Here is an 18,968-nt window from a genome sequence, read left to right on the forward strand (position 1 = left end):
GAATAAAGGAGGTAGTATGAAGTTTATAAAAAGGCATAAAACGTTTCTTATAAATACACTTATCTATATCATTTCTTTTGTTGTAATTGTTATTCCCATGGATATGTGGATATATAAGGGATTAAACCTTTATAGGCTGGGAAAAAGTGCGGTTTATGTTTTTGGAATATGGTTCGGCGTATCTGCAATAATTGCCGCAATAAATTATTATGAAAATAAGGACAATAAATGATTTTCAGCCATAGCCTAAAAAGAGGCTATGGCTGTTTTTTAGCTTAGAGCCACATATATATCAGGTGTTTTTTACAATTATCGTAGATGGAGTTATAAAATTAGACTCGAACAAGTTTTATATAAAAAAGCAAAAAAACTAAAAAAGATTGTAAATATTCACGAAAAATGCTAAAATATATATAACAAAAAACTCGAATAAAGCGATTTTAAAATTCACATCAATGTGAACCTCGAAGGATGATTAGAAAAAATTTTATTTGAACTGTGTAGTGTATTTTCATATGGTAGTCAAACACGAACAACGGGAAATTGCAAAAAGCGGCGGCTTGAGAGTAGTGTGCTTGTGTTCCGATAGTGATACCGGTATAGTTGTAAATTTTTTAAGGTATCGAGAGTGATTTTGTAAAATCATAATACAACAGAGTATAGGAAATGTATTTGAAATTTGAATAAGAGGATAATGAAATGGATAAAACAGATGAAATGATGCTTTTAAATCATGAATCCCTTGTAAAGAAGATTTATATTATTAGGGGACAGAAAGTTATGCTTGATTTTGAACTGGCAGAGATTTATGGGTATGAAACAAAAGCTTTTAATCAGCAAGTAAAAAGGAATATTGAAAAATTTGATGAAGATTTTATGTTCCGATTAACTGATGAAGAAGTATCTGAACTTTCAAGGTCACAAAATGTGACCTTGAACAGAGGCTCAGGACGAGGTAGTAATATTAAGTACAATCCTCATGTTTTTACCGAGCAGGGAATCTATATGCTAATGACAGTTCTCAAAGGAGAACTTGCGGTCAAGCAGAGTAAAGCGCTGATTCGTACTTTCAAGCAAATGAAAGACTATATCGTGGAAAACCAAGGATTGATTGGGAAAAGAGAGTTTTTGCAACTTTCGATGCAGATTACAAGTAACGTCGTGGAAATGCAGGATTTAAGACGAGATTTAAGAGATGTGGAAGATCAGGTGGCGGAAGTGATGGACACTTTAAATAATGTTGTGCATAAATCCGAACTGTCCGACTTGATTCTCGACCTTAGCAATCCACAGCTCAAATACGGATTTTTACTTTTGAACGGACAGCCCATCGAAGCCAATCTTGCTTATAAGGACATTTACAGCATAGCGAAAAAGAGTATTTATATCGTCGATAACTACATCGGAGTGAAAACTTTGGTCTTGTTAAAAGATGTCCCCTCATCGGTAGAGGTCATTATATTCAGTGATAACATCGGAAAAGGACTTCATACCCTTGAATATCAGGATTTTTGTGAGGAATATCCGTTTAGAAAGATAACATTCCAAAAATCCGGTGGGGAGTTTCATGACAGATACATTATTATCGACTGGAATACCGAACATCAGAGAATCTATCATTGTGGAGCATCTTCCAAAGATGCGGGACAAAGAATTACGAGCATAACGGAAGTGGTTGATCAGATGATCTACACTGATCTTATCAATAAGCTCTTGAAAAACCCGAAGTTGAAGTTAAGATAGAAGTAAAAGCAGATTGGAAATTTGAAAAGCATTTTTAAAGTTAATTTATCTGAACATATAAAGCTTATATTAGAAAATATGTAATTTAATTAGGGGGAACTTTAATGGAAAATTTGGAGAATAAAAAAATATACAGATTTAAAAAATTTTTAGGATTCTTGGGATTTTTAGGGTTTTTAGGATTTTTAGGATTTGTATTTGATTATGTAGTATTTTTTCATTTTTTTAGTTTTTATGGTTTTTTTTCATTTTTTTTTGTGAATGATACGCAGAGTATTAAGAATAAAGATGACAAAAGACATACTTTATACAGCGGTATATTGGCAGTTATATTTACAGCCAATATAGTTATAACTAACGGTGAATATATCCATGATAAATATGCGGCTATGACTATTTTAATCAACGTAGCTTTTGCTATAGCCCTAATAGTGGATACTATTATTGGAAGAAGTTAAATGTAGTTGAAGTTGAGTCAGTGTTTATTGAGTTTGTAATTATACAATAAAAACACCGGCATGTCCGGTGTTTTATTGTTTTTAGCTCAGAGCCACATCCAGTGCCATCATCACTGTAAATCCGAAGGCAAATAATATAACTCCTATATTTGAATGTTCCCCTTCACTCATTTCAGGGATAAGTTCCTCTACTACAACATACATCATAGCTCCTGCCGCAAAGCTTAAAAGATATGGCATCACGGGGATAAAAATATTCGATGCTCCAAGCATTATCAGGGCTGCTACAGGTTCTACCGCACCTGAGAGTATACCGTAGAATAGTGCTTTCATTTTGCTCTCTCCTTCTGCATGAAGGGGCAATGATATAATGGCACCTTCGGGGAAATTTTGAATAGCGATACCAAGAGAGAGTATATTAGATTTATATAAATTTGATTGTACACTATCAATATATACATATGATAACATTTATAAATACAAATGGCAATATATAAACTTAAAGAATGTACTACTGTATAAATGTTTTATAATAACTTATCTCACTTGATATGTTAAATCCCAAGTCTGTGTATATTTTATAAGCAGGAGTATTTTCCAAAAGCAGCTGCAAATGAATCTTTGTTTTTCCTATATTCTTTAAAAATAAAAGGATTGCTCTCATAGACATTTTTCCAAGTCCTTTGTTTTGAAACTCCTCATATATATTAAAACTGTGGAAATAAATATCACCAACATCAAAGTTGAAAGTATAAAAACTGAATGACCCTATTTCTTCATCCTTATAATAAATATAAAAAATGTCATCATCTTCCTCATAAATGTCGATATCGAATATCTCATTGCAGGAATATGTGGACAAGTCAAGCTCCATCATAGTTTCCGTACATTCATAGTCAAATGAAAGCTTTTTTGCACATTCAAGTGCAGGTGAATAGTTTCTTTCACATATAAAAGAAAGCTCTGTACCGGCTTTCAAATCAGTATAAAGGTAGTCTAAAACAGCTTTAAAATAACCTTTTTTTCTGTTATTTACATCTGTAAAAGCTATTATCTCATAAATATCAGTATCTATTTCAAATAAAGCCGAAACAGACATAAGAATTTCGCTTTCATAACAGAGATAATATACACATCTTTCATCACTGAAATCAAAATAAAGCGGAAGGTGATACTCTTTGTCCTGGGCCTCAACTATAGAATTTATTTGATTTATCATATTTTCTGATAAATCTCTCGTTTTTATTATATTCATGGCAATCTCCAAGCGTGCATTTATTGAAATAATACGGGTATATGTGTTATACTTTTAAAAACATAATTATGCCCAAAGGGCTCTTAGGAGAAAATATGATTGCAAAACTTATTGAAAAAATCAAGCAAACAAATGCCCCTATATGTGTAGGTTTAGATCCGCTTATTTCGCATATACCGGATTATATACTAGATGAGAAGATAAAGAAATACGGAAAAACTACAAAGGCTATAGGAGAAGCTTTCTTTGAGTTCAACAAAGAGATAATTGACAAGACCTATGATCTTATTCCTTCAGTAAAACCTCAGATAGCTATGTATGAGGAGTTCGGTATAGAGGGAATGATTGCTTACCAAAAAACAGTCGAGTATGCCAAGGAAAAGGGCTTACTTGTTATCGGTGATGCAAAAAGAGGAGATATAGGTTCAACTTCACTTGCTTATGCAAAGGCACATATCGGAGTAAGTGATGTATTGGGCGAAAAAATAGTAGGATTTGATACGGATTTTGTAACTGTAAATCCATATCTCGGTACCGACGGTGTGAAGCCTTTTATAGATGTATGTAACAGTGAGAATAAGGGTATATTTGTACTTGTAAAGACTTCAAACCCTTCAAGTGGTGAATTCCAGGATCAGCTTATAGACGGAACACCTCTTTATGAACTTGTAGCTAAGAAGACCTGTGAGTGGGGTGCTATGAGCATGGACGGAAATTATTCAAATGTAGGCGCCGTAGTCGGTGCTACATATCCTAAGATGAGTGCAATACTCAGAGAAAAGATGCCCAATACCTTCTTCCTTGTACCCGGTTACGGTGCACAGGGTGGAACAGCCGAGGATTTAAAGCCATGCTTTAATAAAGACGGACTAGGTGCCGTAGTAAACTCTTCAAGAGGAATTATAGCCGCATATAAGCAGGAAAAGTATTCTTCACTTGAGTTTGGAGATGCGGCAAGAGCGGCTGTAAAGGATATGATAGTAGATATAAACAGAGTTTTATAAAGAGAAGTGAAATGACAAAGATAATGGATAATGGGAAGGTACTTTCCCAGGACGAACTGAGTAAAGATATTTATTCGATTTGGATAAAGACAGATATTGCAAAGACCACAAAGCCGGGACAATTTGTAAATGTATATACAAAGGATCCTTCAAAGCTTTTACCAAGACCTATAAGTATTTGTGAGGTGGGCAAAGACTCTATAAGGCTTGTGTACAGAGTTACAGGTGAAAATGCCGGAACAAAGGAATTTTCAAACTTAAAAACCGGAGATGATATCAAAGTTTTGGGGCCTCTTGGAAACGGCTTTCCTACAGATTCCAAGTCTACTATCCTCATAGGAGGAGGTATAGGAATACCTCCAATGCTTGAAACTGCAAAGCAATTAGATGGTGAGAAGATCATAGTGCTCGGATTTAGAGACAGTAATACTTTCCTTGCAAATGAACTTGAAAGCCACGGAAAAGTATATATTGCCGCTGAAGACGGAAGCATAGGCACAAAGGGTAATGTATTGGATGCAATAAGAGAAAACAAGTTAAGTGCAAAAAGAATACTTGCCTGCGGACCTACTCCGATGCTTAGAGCTGTAAAAAAATATGCGGCTGAAAATAATATAGAATGTTTCCTTTCATTGGAAGAGAAGATGGCATGTGGAATAGGTGCATGCTTAGCTTGTACATGTAAGTCAAGTGATATTGACAGCCACTCCAAGGTAAAAAATAAAAGAGTTTGTACTGAAGGGCCGGTATTCAATGCTTTGGAGGTGGAACTATGATAAATACAAAAGTAAAGATTGCAGGAGTGGAGTTTAAAAATCCTGTGACGGTTGCCAGCGGAACCTTCGGACATGGCGAAGAGTTTGCAGACCTTGTAGATATAAACAGACTCGGTGCGGTAACTACAAAGGGTGTTGCAAATATTCCATGGGAGGGAAATCCCACACCTAGAATTGCGGAAGTCTACGGCGGTATGTTAAATGCTATCGGCCTTCAAAACCCGGGAGTGGATACCTTTATTGAAAGAGATTTAAAATTCCTTAAAGAAAAGGATACAAAGATAATAGTAAATGTCTGCGGAAGAAGTGTTGAGGACTATATTGAAACCGTTGAAAGACTCTCGGATGAGGATGTGGATATGTTTGAAATCAATATATCCTGTCCGAATGTATCACATGGGGGAATTGCTTTCGGTACAAATGTTGAGAGTGTAAGTGAGATCACAAAGCAGATGAAGGCTCATTCAAAGAAGCCTATTATCATGAAGCTTTCACCGAATGTTACAGATATAACAGAGATTGCAAGGGCTGCCGAGGCTGCAGGAAGCGATGCGCTTTCACTTATAAATACCATCACCGGTATGAAGATAGATATCAATAAGAGATGTTTTGCATTAGCAAATAAGACAGGCGGAATGTCAGGACCTGCCATTAAGCCTATTGCTCTCAGAATGGTGTATCAGGTGGCAAATGCTGTAAATATACCTATAATAGGTATGGGAGGTATAGCTACTTTTGAGGATGCAGTAGAATTCATGCTTGCAGGTGCCACAATGGTAAGTGTCGGAACCGCAAATTTTATAAATCCGGGTGCAAGTATAGAGGTAGCAAAAGGTATTGAAGATTATCTTGAAAATAACGGATTTAAAGATGTAAATGAGATTATAGGTTTGGTAAAATAAACCTTTGAACGGAGAATTTATGGAAAATTATAAAAAAGAATTTATTGATTTTATGATAGAGTGTGAAGTTTTAAAGTTTGGGGACTTTGTGACAAAGAGCGGAAGAAAGACTCCTTTTTTTGTTAATACAGGATTTTACAGAAGCGGAGCACAGCTTAGTAAGCTCGGAAAGTATTATGCAAAGGCTATAAGAGGTGCTTTCGGTGATGATTTCGATATTCTTTTCGGACCTGCTTACAAAGGTATTCCTCTTAGTGTTGCAACATCAATGGCACTCAGCGAAGAGGGTGTGGATGTAAAATACTGTTCAAACAGAAAAGAAGTAAAAGACCATGGAGATACAGGTATTTTACTTGGTTCACCTATTAAAGACGGAGATAAAATAGTTATAATAGAGGATGTGACTACAGCAGGAACATCTATCGAGGAGACTTTGCCTATTATTAAGGCGCAGGGAAATGTAGATGTGCTTGGTCTTGTAGTAAGTGTTGACAGATGTGAAAGAGGTCAAGGTGAGAAGTCGGCACTTGTGGAGATAAGTGAAAAGTATGGTATAAAGACTACAGCAATCGTTACAATGAATGAAGTTGTAGAGTATCTTTATAATAAAGAAGTGGGCGGAAGGATTATAATAGACGATAAATTGAAGTCCGCCATAGATGATTACTACAAGATTTACGGAGTAAAATAAAATCCGGCGGAGGAAAGATGGAAAAGACATATAAACTTATGAAATTCTGTGGCGTAGCAGGAATTGCTATAGGTGTGATAATGATAGTTGTGGGAGTTGCTACAGGTGTTATGTCAATTGTAAACGGAGCAAGACTGCTGGCAGGAAAGAAACATATAGAGTTTTAATATGAATAAACTTGGCACTAAGTTTAGATTCACAGGTATAGTTTTATTTATAATATATCTTTTGGTATTATGCTATTTTCTTTTTTTTGCAGAGGCATTTGGAAGAGGAATATCTCTTGAAGCACATGGTTACAATACAACACCGTTTTTTGAGATAAGAAGATATATTGATAATTTTGATAAGCTTGGTATGATAACGGTGATGAATCTTGGGGGTAATGTGCTTGCTTTTATGCCCTTCGGATTTTTCAGACCGATAATCGGCAGAAGAAAAAATGCATTTTTCAGGACTTTGATTCAGGGCTGTCTGTTTTCACTTATGGTGGAAGTTATACAGCTTTTGACCAATGTCGGAAGCTTTGACGTGGACGATATTATACTGAATACATTTGGAGTTTTTCTGGGATATATTATTTTTATTCTGTTTAAATTTATCATATGGAGACGGGAATGAGTTTTTTTAAAAAAAAGAGAATAGGAATTCCTTTTAGAAGAGAAGAAAATATTTTGGACTCCGACAGATTTTTATCGGCAGAGGACAAGGTCAAGTTTGCCACAAGTAGAAAAGATATGGTCGACTATATGAGACGACCATTTGCAAAGGATGCAAAATTTGCACTGTTTATGGATATTGTTGCCGTGGTGCTGCTTGTCTTTGCTGTAAGAAAAGTGATAGAAAATCAGGGTGCACCAAGTACTCAGGTATCGGCTTTTGCACTTTGTTCATTTCTATTTGCGGCGGCGGGATTTTATTATTCGCTAAAATCTTTTAAACAGGGTACGGCAAGGAAATCACTTTCGGTGATTACTACAATAATTGGAGGAGTTTTATTTTTACTATGGTGTATGATATTTATTCTTGGGATAACAGGCTGATAGTAGAGAGAATAAATCTGGCAATGGAGAGGATTTCTCAGATAAAATCTGAGAAAGATATCATGTTTGGTGATTTTTTCTTGAAACTCTCACGCTTTTTGGAACAAGTAAATGATTTGAGAATAAAAAGAGATACAGGAGAGTTTGAAAAGCAAAGCTTTGAAGAACTTACCGTATCTCAAAATGAACTTTTTTATGATTTAAAAGAAGAAAACTATGATAAATCCGTATACAATCCTGATGTATTGGAGAAGCTGTGTGACAAGGAGTTTGTGTCACCGCTTTTAAGCCTTTCTTTTGAGGTGAGGGCTGCGCTTATAACAGTATTTGAGGGAGACCTTGAAGGATTTGTCAATATTTTGGAACTGTTTTTACAGGTATACGGTATATGCCTTGAGGGAGGAGATGCCAAGGAAATCTCCGAGGCTATTTATTGGTACGCTTCCGATTACCTTGATATCACAGCAAGAAAAAAGATAATAGAAAGCTTCACTACTTCCAACAGATTTTTTTATAATATAATTATGAATGATGATCTGTCCGATCTAAGATATCTTTTTAAATTCGGAGAATACATCGGTGAAAATGAGATAAAAACTGCAAAATACCTTAATTCACTTGATATGGAGACTGTCAGGCTATGTGCAAAAACTTTTGTAGACGGATATAGAGACGGTTTTGTTGCAATGCAAAAGGATATCTCAAAGAGAAGTATTGTATCTTTGATATACCGCATCGGATTTGAGAGAATAGTAAAAGAAGCTGTTATTCTGTTTGAAGACATGGGATTTGAGGTGGTGCTTGACAGAAAGCCTTACAGACTTGCAGATATGTCACATATCAGAAATAGAGGTATTTGCAGCGGCGGTGTTAACAGACAGTTTGAGTACGATCATAAGTATGATATGAATATCTTTACAAAGAAGGCATATCTTGACAGAAAATTTGAGATAAGTAAGCAGACATTTGAAGAGATAAAGGAAAATATGGCTCGCTACGGCGGTCCTGCATTGATGGACGCATTCGGTGACACTGAATTTTTGCCTGTAAAGAAAATTGCAGCCAATTCTTTTGTTGAAAAGCAAAATAATTTGATGAACAATTACAGAAATGATATGATGCTTTTACAGGATGAGTATATAGATACTTCCGGTACTGCATTCTGTATTATTGCATGGCCACTTCCAAGTATTGCAAAGGAGCCTAAAGGTTATTCAAATATATTTAACGATATTATCAGAATAAATACTTTGGATGCCGGCAAATACAAAGTAGCGCAGCAAAAGATTATAGATGCCCTTGATAAGGCTGATACTGTAAGAGTTATCGGAGGTAAGGATAATAAGACAGACCTTACTATAAAGCTTCATGAGTTAAAGGAGCCTTCTAAGGAAACAAATTTTGAAAACTGTGGAGCTGATGTAAATATTCCTGTAGGTGAGGTGTTTACATCTCCGGTGCTTGCAGGTACCAATGGTACACTTTTTGTTAAGGATGTTTTTTTGGCAGGATATCATTTAAAGAATCTTTGCATAACTGTAAAGAACGGTATGATTGAGGACTATATCTGCGAGAACTTTGAGACAAGAGAAGATAACAGAAGAATGGTTGAAGATTCCATCTTAAAGGGACATAAGTCTCTACCTATGGGAGAGTTTGCCATAGGAACAAATGTGGTTGCTTATAATGTAGCTAAGAAGTATGACATTTTTGAGAAAATGCCTATTTTGATTGCTGAAAAAATGGGACCTCATTTTGCGTTCGGAGATACATGTTATTCACATGATGAAGAAAATGTTTCTTACAATCCTGACGGCAAGGCTATTATTGCCAGAGATAATGAATGCTCTATAAAGAGAAAGACAGATATCAAGAGCGCATATTTTAATTGTCATACGGACATTACTATCCCTTTGGTTGAGCTTGGGGATATTTATACAAATGAACCTGACGGTACAAATACTTATATCATCAAAGACGGCAGATTTGTGCTTGAAGGCAGTGAAATATTGAACGAATAAAGAGATCCATAGGCTTTGTTTTACAAATTATTTTGTAAAACAAAGCCTATGGTTAGTTATACAATAATATTATTTTTCACAATGGAGGTAAGTATGGTTGAGGTTGCTATAGTTATGGGGAGCGATTCGGATTTAAATGTTATGAGAGCCGCCGGAGATTTCCTGAGAGAGATGGGTGTTGAATATGAATATAACATCATTTCAGCACACAGAGAGCCCGATATTTTCTTCGCCTGGGCAAGAGATTTAAAGAAAAGGGGAATAAAGACGGTAATAGCAGGTGCAGGGAAGGCGGCACATCTTCCGGGAATGTGTGCGGCACTTACACCTCTCCCTGTAATCGGAGTACCGATAAAGACTTCAGATCTTGGAGGTGTGGATTCTTTATATTCTATAGTTCAAATGCCGGGCGGAATTCCGGTAGCGACCGTGGCTATAAACGGTGCAAAAAATGCGGGAATACTTGCAACAAAGATACTTGCCTTAAGTAATGAAGAGCTCTTTGACAAACTTGAAAAATTCAGCGACGGCATGGCAAAAGAGGTGGAAGCCAAGGATAAAAGATTAAAAGATGTGGGAGTTGATACTTTTTTGAAAGGCTGATTCCTATAATTTCAGTTCTTTCTTCTTTGTATAGTTGTTTTTGTTTTGTATATTGGAGGTAATATGGATTACAAGAGTGCCGGCGTGGATATTGAAGCAGGTTATAAGGCCGTTGAGCTGATGAAGCAACATGTAAAAGCTACTATGAGACCGGAAGTTCTTGGCGGACTGGGAGGTTTTTCAGGTGCATTTTCTTTAAGTAAGATAAAGAATATGAAAGAGCCTGTTCTTTTATCCGGAACTGACGGAGTCGGAACAAAGCTGAAACTGGCTTTTTTAACGGATAAACATGACAGTATAGGCATTGACTGTGTCGCTATGTGTGTTAATGATGTGGCCTGTGCAGGAGGTGAACCGCTGTTTTTCCTTGACTATATAGCCTGTGGAAAAAACGATCCCGAAAAAATAGCAACGATTGTAAAAGGTGTAGCGGACGGATGTATACATTCGGGAGCAGCACTTATAGGTGGTGAAACTGCAGAAATGCCGGGATTTTATCCTGTAGACGAATACGATTTGGCAGGCTTTTGTGTAGGTGTTGCCGACAAATGCGATCTTATTGACGGGAAAGATTTAAAGGCAGGAGATGTTTTGATAGGTATTGCTTCAAGCGGTGTACATTCAAACGGATTTTCTTTGGTAAGAAAAGTTTTTGATATGACAAAGGAAGCCTTGGACACCTACTATGATGAACTTGGGAAAACTTTGGGAGAAGCACTTTTAGCACCTACAAAAATATATGTGAAGGCACTTAAAGCTGTTAGAGATAAAAATATAAAGATTAAAGCCTGCTCACATATTACAGGTGGAGGATTCTATGAAAATATTCCCAGAATGCTTATTGAAGATACTAAAGCTGTGGTAAGAAAAGACTCCTATGAAATACCGGCTATATTTAAACTTATGGCAAAGACAGGTGATATTAAAGAAGAGATGATGTACAATACCTTCAATATGGGACTCGGAATGGTGATAGCTGTTGATAAGTCTGATGTTTCAAAAACACTTGAAGCTCTAAAGGCTTTGGGAGAGTCGGCATATGAAATCGGATATATAGAAAAAGGAACAAAGGGGATAGAGCTTATATAAAGGAGCGATAATGTTTGATATTGTATGTCTGGTTTCGGGAGGTGGCACCAATCTTGCCGCAATTATAAAAGCAATAGAAGAAAAACAGATAAAAAATGTAAAAATAAAAGCCGTTATATCAAATAACAGTGATGCATATGCCTTGGAAAGAGCAAAAAATGCTGGAATAGATGCAAAATGTATCTCACCTAAAAACTTTTCAAACAGAGATGAGTTTAATAAGGCATTACTTTATGAACTGAAAAGGCTTAATCCTGATTTGATAGTACTGGCAGGCTTTTTGGTAAATATATCGGAGGATATAGTAAAAGCTTTTGAAAATAAAATAATAAATATCCATCCTTCCTTGATTCCAAGCTTTTGCGGTAAGGGTTACTATGGTTTGAAAGTTCATGAGTCTGCATTAAAAAGAGGTGTTAAGGTAACAGGAGCCACAGTACATTTTGTAGATGCCGGAATAGATACCGGCAGGATAATACTTCAAAAAGCTGTGGATATTCACCCGGAAGATGATGCAAAGTCCTTGCAAAAAAGAGTAATGGAAGAGGCTGAATGGATTATTTTACCTAAGGCTATTGAAAAAATTGCAAATGGAGAGAGCTTATGAAAATTTTAGTAATTGGTGGGGGCGGCAGAGAGCATGCCATAGTAAAGAAATTATCGGAGAGTAAAAGAAACCCCGAAATTTATGTGGCTCCGGGTAATGCAGGCACTGAAGATATTGCAACAAATGTAGCAATATCTGTTATGGATTTTAATGCTCTGACAGACTTTGCAAAGAAAGAAAAGATAGATTTAACGATAGTCGGAATGGATGATCCCCTTGTAAAAGGCATAGTTGATTGCTTTGAAGCTGAGGGACTTAGGGTATTCGGGCCGAGGAAAAATGCCGCAATACTGGAAGGTTCAAAGGCTTTCTCAAAAGATCTTATGAAAAAGTATGATATACCTACAGCCGGATATGAAAACTTCAGTGATCCGAAAGAGGCTTTGAAGTATCTTGAAAATGTCAAATACCCTGTGGTACTTAAAGCCGACGGGTTGGCACTTGGAAAGGGTGTGCTGATTTGTAAGGACAAGAGTGAGGCAATATCCGGAATAGAAGAGCTGATGACCAAAAAATCATTTGGAGATGCCGGAAATACTATAGTTATTGAGGAATTCTTAGAGGGAAGAGAAGTCAGTGTACTGTCATTTGTAGACGGAAAGCACTATGCACTTATGACTTCGGCACAGGATCATAAAAGAGCCAAAGACGGTGATGAGGGTTTAAATACCGGTGGTATGGGAACTTTCAGTCCGAGTCCTTTTTATACCGAAGAAATAGATAAGTATTGTAAGGAGCACATTTATCAAAAAACCGTGGATGCTATGAGAGCCGAGGGCAGAGAGTTTATAGGTATAATTTTCTATGGACTGATGCTTACAGATAACGGGGTGAAGGTACTTGAGTACAATGCAAGATTCGGAGATCCTGAAACTCAGGTAGTACTTCCAAGAATGGAAAATGATATTATAGATGTTATTGAAGCCTGTATTGACAAAACTTTGGATAAAATCGAGCTTAAATTTGAAAACAATGCCGCAGTATGCGTAGTACTTGCAAGTGAAGGCTATCCGCTTGAGTATGAAAAGGGAAAGAAGATAACCGGATTTGAAAATTTTAACGGTAGAGATGATTTATACTGCTTCCATGCAGGTACAAAAAGGGACGGAGCCGATATAGTTACAAACGGAGGTAGAGTTCTTGGAATTACCGCCAAGGCCGCCACACTAAAAGATGCAAGAAAAAAGGCTTATGAAGCCACAAAACTTGTGGATTTTGAAAACAAGTATATGAGAAATGATATCGGTATAAGTATACTTGACAACGATTGACACAGTAGTTTGTATTTGTTAGACTAATGAGAAAAAAGTAATAGAAAATGCATTGAGCCGTGTGGACGGTCAATGTATATCCGGCAAAAAAGGAGAAAAACCATGGCAAGGATCATAGGTGAAGGCATCACATTTGATGATGTACTATTGCAACCGGCATATTCAGAAGTTATAGGAAATCAAATCGATATTTCTACATATTTAACAAAGAATATTAAATTAAATATTCCTTTGATGAGTGCAGGAATGGATACTGTTACAGAACATAGAATGGCTATAGCTATGGCCAGACAGGGCGGAATCGGAATTATTCATAAGAATATGAGTATTGAGGAGCAGGCACAGGAAGTTGATAAGGTAAAGAGATCGGAAAACGGAGTTATTACGGATCCTTTTTATCTTTCTCCTGAGCATACACTTTCAGATGCCAATGAGCTGATGGCAAAGTATAGAATCTCAGGAGTTCCTATAACGGAAGGGAAAAAGCTTGTAGGTATTATTACAAATCGAGATTTGAAATTTGAAGAAGATTATACAAAGAAAATATCCGAGTGCATGACAAGAGAGAATCTGGTTACGGCACTTGAAGGTACTACTTTGGATGAGGCCAAGAAGATATTGGCACGTGCCCGTGTGGAGAAGCTTCCCATAGTAGATAATGACGGTAATCTTAAAGGGCTTATTACAATAAAAGATATAGAAAAGCAGATAAAGTACCCTAATTCAGCCAAGGATTCTCAAGGGAGACTGCTTTGCGGAGCCGCACTTGGAATCACAGGAAATGTACTTGAAAGATGTGAAGCCCTTGTAAATGCAAAGGTTGATGTTGTGGTGCTTGATTCCGCACATGGACATTCCAAAAACGTAATTGACTGTATAAAGGCAATTAAGGAAAAATATCCGAAACTTCCGGTTATAGCCGGAAATGTGGCAACGGGTGAGGCAACAAAAACTCTTATTGAAGCGGGAGCGGACTGTGTAAAGGTCGGCATAGGACCGGGGTCTATATGTACCACGAGAGTTGTTGCAGGTATAGGTGTACCGCAAATCAGTGCAATAATGAATTGCTATGCTGTGGCAAAGGAGTATAATATACCTATAATTGCAGATGGAGGAATCAAATTTTCAGGTGATATTACAAAGGCATTGGCAGCAGGCGGAAATGTATGTATGATGGGCTCACTCTTTGCAGGATGTGATGAATCACCGGGAGACTTTGAATTATATCAAGGCAGAAAATATAAAGTATACCGTGGTATGGGTTCTCTTGCGGCTATGGAAAAAGGCAGCAAGGACAGATATTTCCAGACAGATGCAAAAAAACTTGTACCTGAGGGAGTAGAAGGAAGAGTGGCATATAAGGGACTGGTGGAAGACACCGTATTCCAGCTGCTTGGAGGACTCAGATCGGGTATGGGATATTGTGGGGCGAAGGATATAAAGACTCTTCAGGAAACTTCGGAATTTATAAAAATAAGTGCCGCATCCTTAAAAGAGAGTCATCCTCATGATATACATATAACAAAAGAAGCACCGAACTATTCATCGGAAGATAACTAAAAAATAAACATAAGGGGGATAGAAGATGAATGCAACATTAGTAGTTATGGCGGCCGGCATCGGCTCGAGATTTGGCGGAGGCATAAAGCAATTGGCACCGGTAGGACCAAACGGTGAGATTATTATGGATTATTCCATATATGATGCGAAGGAAGCCGGATTTAACAGAGTTGTATTTATAATCCGTCACGATTTGGAGAAGGATTTTAAAGAAATCATCGGGGACAGAGTAAAGAAATATATAGATGTGGATTATGCTTTTCAGGATCTTAACGATTTGCCGGAAGGATTTGAATGCCCGAAAGAAAGAAGCAAGCCATGGGGAACAGGACAGGCTTTGCTTTCTGTAAAAGGCATTGTAAATGAACCGTTTGTAGTAATAAATGCGGATGATTATTACGGAAAAGAAGGGTTTAAAGTAATATATGACTATATGGCAAATAAGATGGACAAAAACAGCAAAAAGCTCGATCTGTGTATGGCAGGCTTTGTACTTAAGAATACTCTTTCAGACAATGGAGGAGTTACAAGAGGAGTATGTAAGGCCGATGCAAACAATAAGCTCGCCGATGTGACCGAGACTTTTGAGATTGAAGTAAAAGACGGGGTATTAAATGCTGTTGATGAAAACGGTAATAAAAGAGATGTAAATCTTGATGATATCGTTTCAATGAATATGTGGGGACTTACACCTGAATTTCTTGATATTTTGAAAGAAGGTTTTCCGAAGTTCCTTGGTAGCATGACAAATGAGTTGAAAAATGAGTACTTATTGCCGTCAGTAATAGATGAGGCTATCAAGGCTGACAGAATAAGTGTGGAAGTATTAAAGAGCCATGACAAGTGGTTTGGAGTAACATATAAGGAAGATAAGGAGATTGTTGTTAATTCAATAAGAGCCTTAGTAGATAAGGGAGTTTACCCTGATAAAATTTTTGATTAAGAGGAATTTATGACAAAGCTTAGAACATTGATAATGGGACATAAGAACCCGGATACGGATTCAATCTGTGCGGCTATAGGTTATGCCGATCTAAAGTCAAAAACTGAAGAGGGGGAGTTTTTACCAAGGCGTGCCGGCGAAATCAATGAGGAAACCAAATTTGTACTTAATTACTTCAAGGTTAAACCGCCTAAGCTTACTGAAAGTGTAAAAACTCAAGTAAAAGATGTTGAGATAAAGCATACAAAGGGCGTTGATAAGAATATATCATTTAAAAAAGCCTGGGGACTTATGCAGGAACTTGATGTAGTGACTTTACCTGCTGTAAACAGTGAAGGTGATCTTGAAGGAATAATATCGGTCAGTGATATTGCAAATTCATATATGAATATATATGACAGCAGAATACTTGCAAAAGCAAATACAAGGTATTCAAATATTATTGAAACAATTGAAGGAACTTTGGTAGTGGGTGATGAAAAGGCCTATTTTAATTCAGGTAAAGTAGTTGTTGCCGCCGCAAATCCGGATATGATGGAATATTATATAGAGAAGGATGATCTTGTAATACTGGGAAACAGATATGAGATGCAACTTTGTGCCATTGAGATGGGTGCGGCATGCATTATAGTATGTGAGGGTGCCGGTGCATCTATGACTATAAAGAAGCTTGCAAAGGATCACGGAACAACTATAATTACAACGGCCTATGATACATTTACCGTAGCAAGACTTATAAATCAGTCCATGCCTATAAATTACTTTATGAAAACCGAAAATCTTATAACATTTGAAAATGAAGATTATCTGGATGAAATAAAGGAAGTAATGGCGACTGTAAGACATAGAGACTTCCCTATACTTGATAAAAACGGAAAATATCTTGGAATGTTTTCAAGAAGAAACCTTCTAGGTGCCAAGGGTAAGAGAGTCATTATGGTGGATCATAATGAAAAGAGTCAGGCGGTGGACGGTATAGAACATGCAAATGTGCTTGAGATAATAGATCATCACAGACTGGGGACAGTGGAGACTATAGGACCTGTCTATTTCAGAAATCAGCCTCTCGGATGTACATCTACAATTATTTATCAAATGTACCATGAAAAGGGGGTTGAGATTCCAAAGCAGATTGCAGGTCTTCTTTGCTCCGCTATCATATCGGATACTTTACTTTTCAGATCACCTACATGTACTGAAGTGGATAAGGCTGCAGGCCTTGACCTTGCAAGAATTGCAGGTATTGATATAGAAAAGTATGCAAACCAGATGTTTGCTTCGGCAAGTAATCTTACAGGTAAGACCGATGAGCAGATTTTCCATCAGGATTATAAGACATTTGCACTTGGGAAAATTAATATAGGAATAGGACAGATCAGTTCCTTGAATGAGGAAGAGCTGAGCGATATTGAAAACAGACTCCTGCCATTCCTTGTAAAGCTTCATGAAAACAGTGCCGAGGATATGATGTTCTTTATGCTTACCAATATATTGGAGCAGTCAACAAGACTTATATGTGTCGGTTCAGGTGCGATGGCTCTTGTGATGAAGTCATTCAGAATCGAAGAAGGTGTTTATGAGATAAATGATTCAGGTGTAATAGAGCTTGCTTCGGTGGTTTCAAGGAAAAAACAGCTTGTACCAAGTCTTGTAATAGGAATACAGATGTAGGAGAGATATGGGAAAAAAAACTAACATTACATTAATCGGTATGCCTGCATCAGGTAAGTCCTCAGTCGGCGTGGTCTTGGCCAAGAGACTTGGTAAAAAGTTTGTAGATACCGATATTGTTATTCAGGAAAAATATGGAAAGCTCTTAAAGGAACTTATAGAAGAGCATGGTGATGAAGGTTTCAGAGAAATTGAGGACGAGGTAAATGCCGGATTGGATTTAGACAACAGTATCATATCGCCGGGAGGCAGTGTGGTATATGGTGAAAAAGCCATGCAGCATCTAAAAGAAATCAGTGTAATAATATATCTGGAACTTTCATATACAGCTATAAAGTCAAGACTTGGGGACTTAAGAGAGAGAGGAATCACCTTAAAAGAAGGACAAAGTTTAAAGGATCTTTATCTTGAAAGAGTTCCGCTTTATGAAAAGTATGCCGATATTACAGTCAATGAGATGAAAAAATCATTGGCAAAGACTATTGATGAAATCTGTGAGAGATTGGGTGAAAAGCCGAAAAAGAGAAGAAATTTCAAGAGTAAGAGAGTTCCTTTCGCACCAAAAGATAAGCAGGAAAAGAATCCGGAACAAAAGAGCAAAACAGCGAAAAAAATCAGAGAAAAGAACCTTAAAGATAAAAATTTTAAGGACAGATTCAGTAAAGAAAAATCTGATATAGCGAATAACAACAAAGACAAAACAAATAATAATAAAAGAAAAAATATAAAGAAATACTTTAAGAAAAATGAGAATTGATTTTAAACCCGGAAATATGCTATACCCCGTACCGGTGGTAATGGTAAGTTGTGCAGACTCTGAAGGAAGAAGCGATATAGTTACTGTGGCGTGGACAGGTACAATATGTACAAATCCGCCCATGGTTTATATTTCCCTTAGACCAAGCAGATATTCATATGATATAATAAAAAAGTCCGGAGAATTTGTTATAAATCTTACAAATGAAAAGTTGGCAAAAACAGCGGACGAATGCGGTGTAAAATCAGGCAGAGATATTGATAAATGGAAAGTATTAAAGATAGAGCAGTTGCCATCAAAGGTGGTAGCTGCTTCATCTATTAAAGAAAGTCCGGTTTGCATTGAATGTAAAGTTGAAGATATCATTGAGCTTGGTTCACATCATATGTTTATAGCAAAGGTGGTTGCGGTAAACGTAGATGCAAAATATATGGATGAAAAAAACAAATTTGACCTGACAAAAGCTGACATGGTAGTATATAATCATGGAGAGTATATTGGACTTTCAAAGGTACTTGGTACCTTTGGTTATAGTGTAAGAAAGAAAAAAATAAGAAAATAAGGTAAACTTGGG

The 18,968-nt window shown here is 36.8% G+C and carries 21 protein-coding genes and 1 pseudogene; 20 read left to right on the forward strand and 2 right to left on the reverse strand.

Going from position 1 to position 18,968, the window contains the following annotated elements; translation table 11 throughout:
* Positions 1 to 16 precede the first annotated feature (16 nt).
* The 3 genes from HMPREF1140_RS06325 (at position 17) to HMPREF1140_RS06335 (ending at position 2,201) form a co-directional block, all read left to right on the forward strand.
* A complete protein-coding gene (locus HMPREF1140_RS06325) occupies positions 17 to 232 on the forward strand; it encodes a hypothetical protein (protein WP_009663066.1) in 216 nt (71 codons plus the stop codon).
* Positions 233 to 699: 467 nt separating this feature from the next.
* Positions 700 to 1,743: an ORF6N domain-containing protein gene (locus HMPREF1140_RS06330; protein ID WP_009663048.1), complete on the forward strand. Its 1,044-nt coding sequence runs from the start codon at positions 700 to 702 to the stop codon at positions 1,741 to 1,743.
* A gap of 104 nt (positions 1,744 to 1,847) precedes the next feature.
* On the forward strand, positions 1,848 to 2,201 hold the full coding sequence (locus HMPREF1140_RS06335) for a DUF3796 domain-containing protein (protein ID WP_009662995.1): 354 nt from the start codon (positions 1,848 to 1,850) through the stop codon (positions 2,199 to 2,201).
* Between the two features lie 81 nt (positions 2,202 to 2,282).
* Here the strand turns inward: HMPREF1140_RS06335 and HMPREF1140_RS06340 are convergent.
* Positions 2,283 to 2,648 (reverse strand): annotated as a pseudogene (locus HMPREF1140_RS06340) (ZIP family metal transporter); the annotation flags it as partial.
* Positions 2,649 to 2,712: 64 nt separating this feature from the next.
* The gene (locus HMPREF1140_RS06345) at positions 2,713 to 3,456 is read right to left on the reverse strand and encodes a GNAT family N-acetyltransferase (RefSeq protein ID WP_009663004.1); all 744 of its coding nucleotides are present in this window, start codon (positions 3,454 to 3,456) and stop codon (positions 2,713 to 2,715) included.
* Positions 3,457 to 3,551: 95 nt separating this feature from the next.
* On the opposite strand from HMPREF1140_RS06345, the gene pyrF reads away from it, so the two are divergent.
* The 17 genes from pyrF to HMPREF1140_RS06430 all read left to right on the forward strand — a co-directional run bounded on the left by pyrF (position 3,552) and on the right by HMPREF1140_RS06430 (position 18,956).
* Positions 3,552 to 4,460, forward strand: coding sequence for an orotidine-5'-phosphate decarboxylase (gene pyrF / locus HMPREF1140_RS06350; protein ID WP_009663015.1), 909 nt, complete (start codon positions 3,552 to 3,554; stop codon positions 4,458 to 4,460).
* Positions 4,461 to 4,471: 11 nt separating this feature from the next.
* The gene (locus HMPREF1140_RS06355; RefSeq protein WP_009663156.1) at positions 4,472 to 5,236 is read left to right on the forward strand and encodes a dihydroorotate dehydrogenase electron transfer subunit; all 765 of its coding nucleotides are present in this window, start codon (positions 4,472 to 4,474) and stop codon (positions 5,234 to 5,236) included.
* Positions 5,233 to 6,138, forward strand: coding sequence for a dihydroorotate dehydrogenase (locus HMPREF1140_RS06360; protein ID WP_009663130.1), 906 nt, complete (start codon positions 5,233 to 5,235; stop codon positions 6,136 to 6,138). Before HMPREF1140_RS06355 ends, HMPREF1140_RS06360 begins: the two co-directional genes overlap by 4 nt.
* 19 nt (positions 6,139 to 6,157) lie before the next feature.
* Positions 6,158 to 6,829 carry an orotate phosphoribosyltransferase gene (gene pyrE / locus HMPREF1140_RS06365; protein WP_009663014.1) on the forward strand — a complete coding sequence of 224 codons (672 nt, stop codon included), beginning with the start codon at positions 6,158 to 6,160 and terminating at the stop codon, positions 6,827 to 6,829.
* Between the two features lie 17 nt (positions 6,830 to 6,846).
* Positions 6,847 to 6,996 (forward strand): hypothetical protein, encoded by a 150-nt coding sequence (locus HMPREF1140_RS13530; RefSeq protein WP_009662989.1) that lies wholly within the window; start codon positions 6,847 to 6,849, stop codon positions 6,994 to 6,996.
* 1 nt (position 6,997) lies between these two features.
* Positions 6,998 to 7,450 (forward strand): VanZ family protein, encoded by a 453-nt coding sequence (locus tag HMPREF1140_RS06375; RefSeq protein ID WP_009663033.1) that lies wholly within the window; start codon positions 6,998 to 7,000, stop codon positions 7,448 to 7,450.
* A complete protein-coding gene (locus HMPREF1140_RS06380) occupies positions 7,447 to 7,872 on the forward strand; it encodes a hypothetical protein (protein ID WP_009663141.1) in 426 nt (141 codons plus the stop codon). The genes HMPREF1140_RS06375 and HMPREF1140_RS06380 overlap by 4 nt, the downstream gene beginning before the upstream one ends.
* Positions 7,836 to 9,893: an aminopeptidase gene (locus HMPREF1140_RS06385; protein WP_009663143.1), complete on the forward strand. Its 2,058-nt coding sequence runs from the start codon at positions 7,836 to 7,838 to the stop codon at positions 9,891 to 9,893. The genes HMPREF1140_RS06380 and HMPREF1140_RS06385 overlap by 37 nt, the downstream gene beginning before the upstream one ends.
* A gap of 93 nt (positions 9,894 to 9,986) precedes the next feature.
* Entirely contained in the window at positions 9,987 to 10,496 is a 510-nt protein-coding gene (gene purE, locus HMPREF1140_RS06390; RefSeq protein WP_009663043.1) for a 5-(carboxyamino)imidazole ribonucleotide mutase, read from the forward strand.
* Positions 10,497 to 10,559: 63 nt separating this feature from the next.
* Entirely contained in the window at positions 10,560 to 11,585 is a 1,026-nt protein-coding gene (purM, locus tag HMPREF1140_RS06395; RefSeq protein ID WP_009663117.1) for a phosphoribosylformylglycinamidine cyclo-ligase, read from the forward strand.
* A 10-nt stretch (positions 11,586 to 11,595) separates the two neighbouring features.
* The gene (gene purN, locus HMPREF1140_RS06400; RefSeq protein ID WP_009663114.1) at positions 11,596 to 12,192 is read left to right on the forward strand and encodes a phosphoribosylglycinamide formyltransferase; all 597 of its coding nucleotides are present in this window, start codon (positions 11,596 to 11,598) and stop codon (positions 12,190 to 12,192) included.
* Complete coding sequence (purD, locus tag HMPREF1140_RS06405; protein ID WP_009663086.1) at positions 12,189 to 13,463, forward strand: phosphoribosylamine--glycine ligase; 1,275 nt, start codon at positions 12,189 to 12,191, stop codon at positions 13,461 to 13,463. Before purN ends, purD begins: the two co-directional genes overlap by 4 nt.
* Positions 13,464 to 13,565: 102 nt before the next feature.
* Positions 13,566 to 15,023: an IMP dehydrogenase gene (gene guaB / locus HMPREF1140_RS06410; RefSeq protein ID WP_009663158.1), complete on the forward strand. Its 1,458-nt coding sequence runs from the start codon at positions 13,566 to 13,568 to the stop codon at positions 15,021 to 15,023.
* Positions 15,024 to 15,048: 25 nt separating this feature from the next.
* Positions 15,049 to 15,966, forward strand: a complete 918-nt coding sequence (locus HMPREF1140_RS06415) for a nucleotidyltransferase family protein (RefSeq protein ID WP_009663063.1) — start codon at positions 15,049 to 15,051, stop codon at positions 15,964 to 15,966.
* Between the two features lie 9 nt (positions 15,967 to 15,975).
* Positions 15,976 to 17,637, forward strand: coding sequence for a putative manganese-dependent inorganic diphosphatase (locus tag HMPREF1140_RS06420; RefSeq protein WP_009662980.1), 1,662 nt, complete (start codon positions 15,976 to 15,978; stop codon positions 17,635 to 17,637).
* Positions 17,638 to 17,644: 7 nt separating this feature from the next.
* A complete protein-coding gene (locus HMPREF1140_RS06425; RefSeq protein WP_009663052.1) occupies positions 17,645 to 18,394 on the forward strand; it encodes a shikimate kinase in 750 nt (249 codons plus the stop codon).
* Positions 18,384 to 18,956 (forward strand): flavin reductase family protein, encoded by a 573-nt coding sequence (locus HMPREF1140_RS06430; protein ID WP_035620038.1) that lies wholly within the window; start codon positions 18,384 to 18,386, stop codon positions 18,954 to 18,956. Before HMPREF1140_RS06425 ends, HMPREF1140_RS06430 begins: the two co-directional genes overlap by 11 nt.
* The last annotated feature ends 12 nt before the right edge of the window (positions 18,957 to 18,968 follow it).

Origin of the sequence: Lachnoanaerobaculum sp. ICM7, assembly GCF_000287675.1 — a bacterium.
Taxonomy (GTDB): domain Bacteria; phylum Bacillota; class Clostridia; order Lachnospirales; family Lachnospiraceae; genus Lachnoanaerobaculum.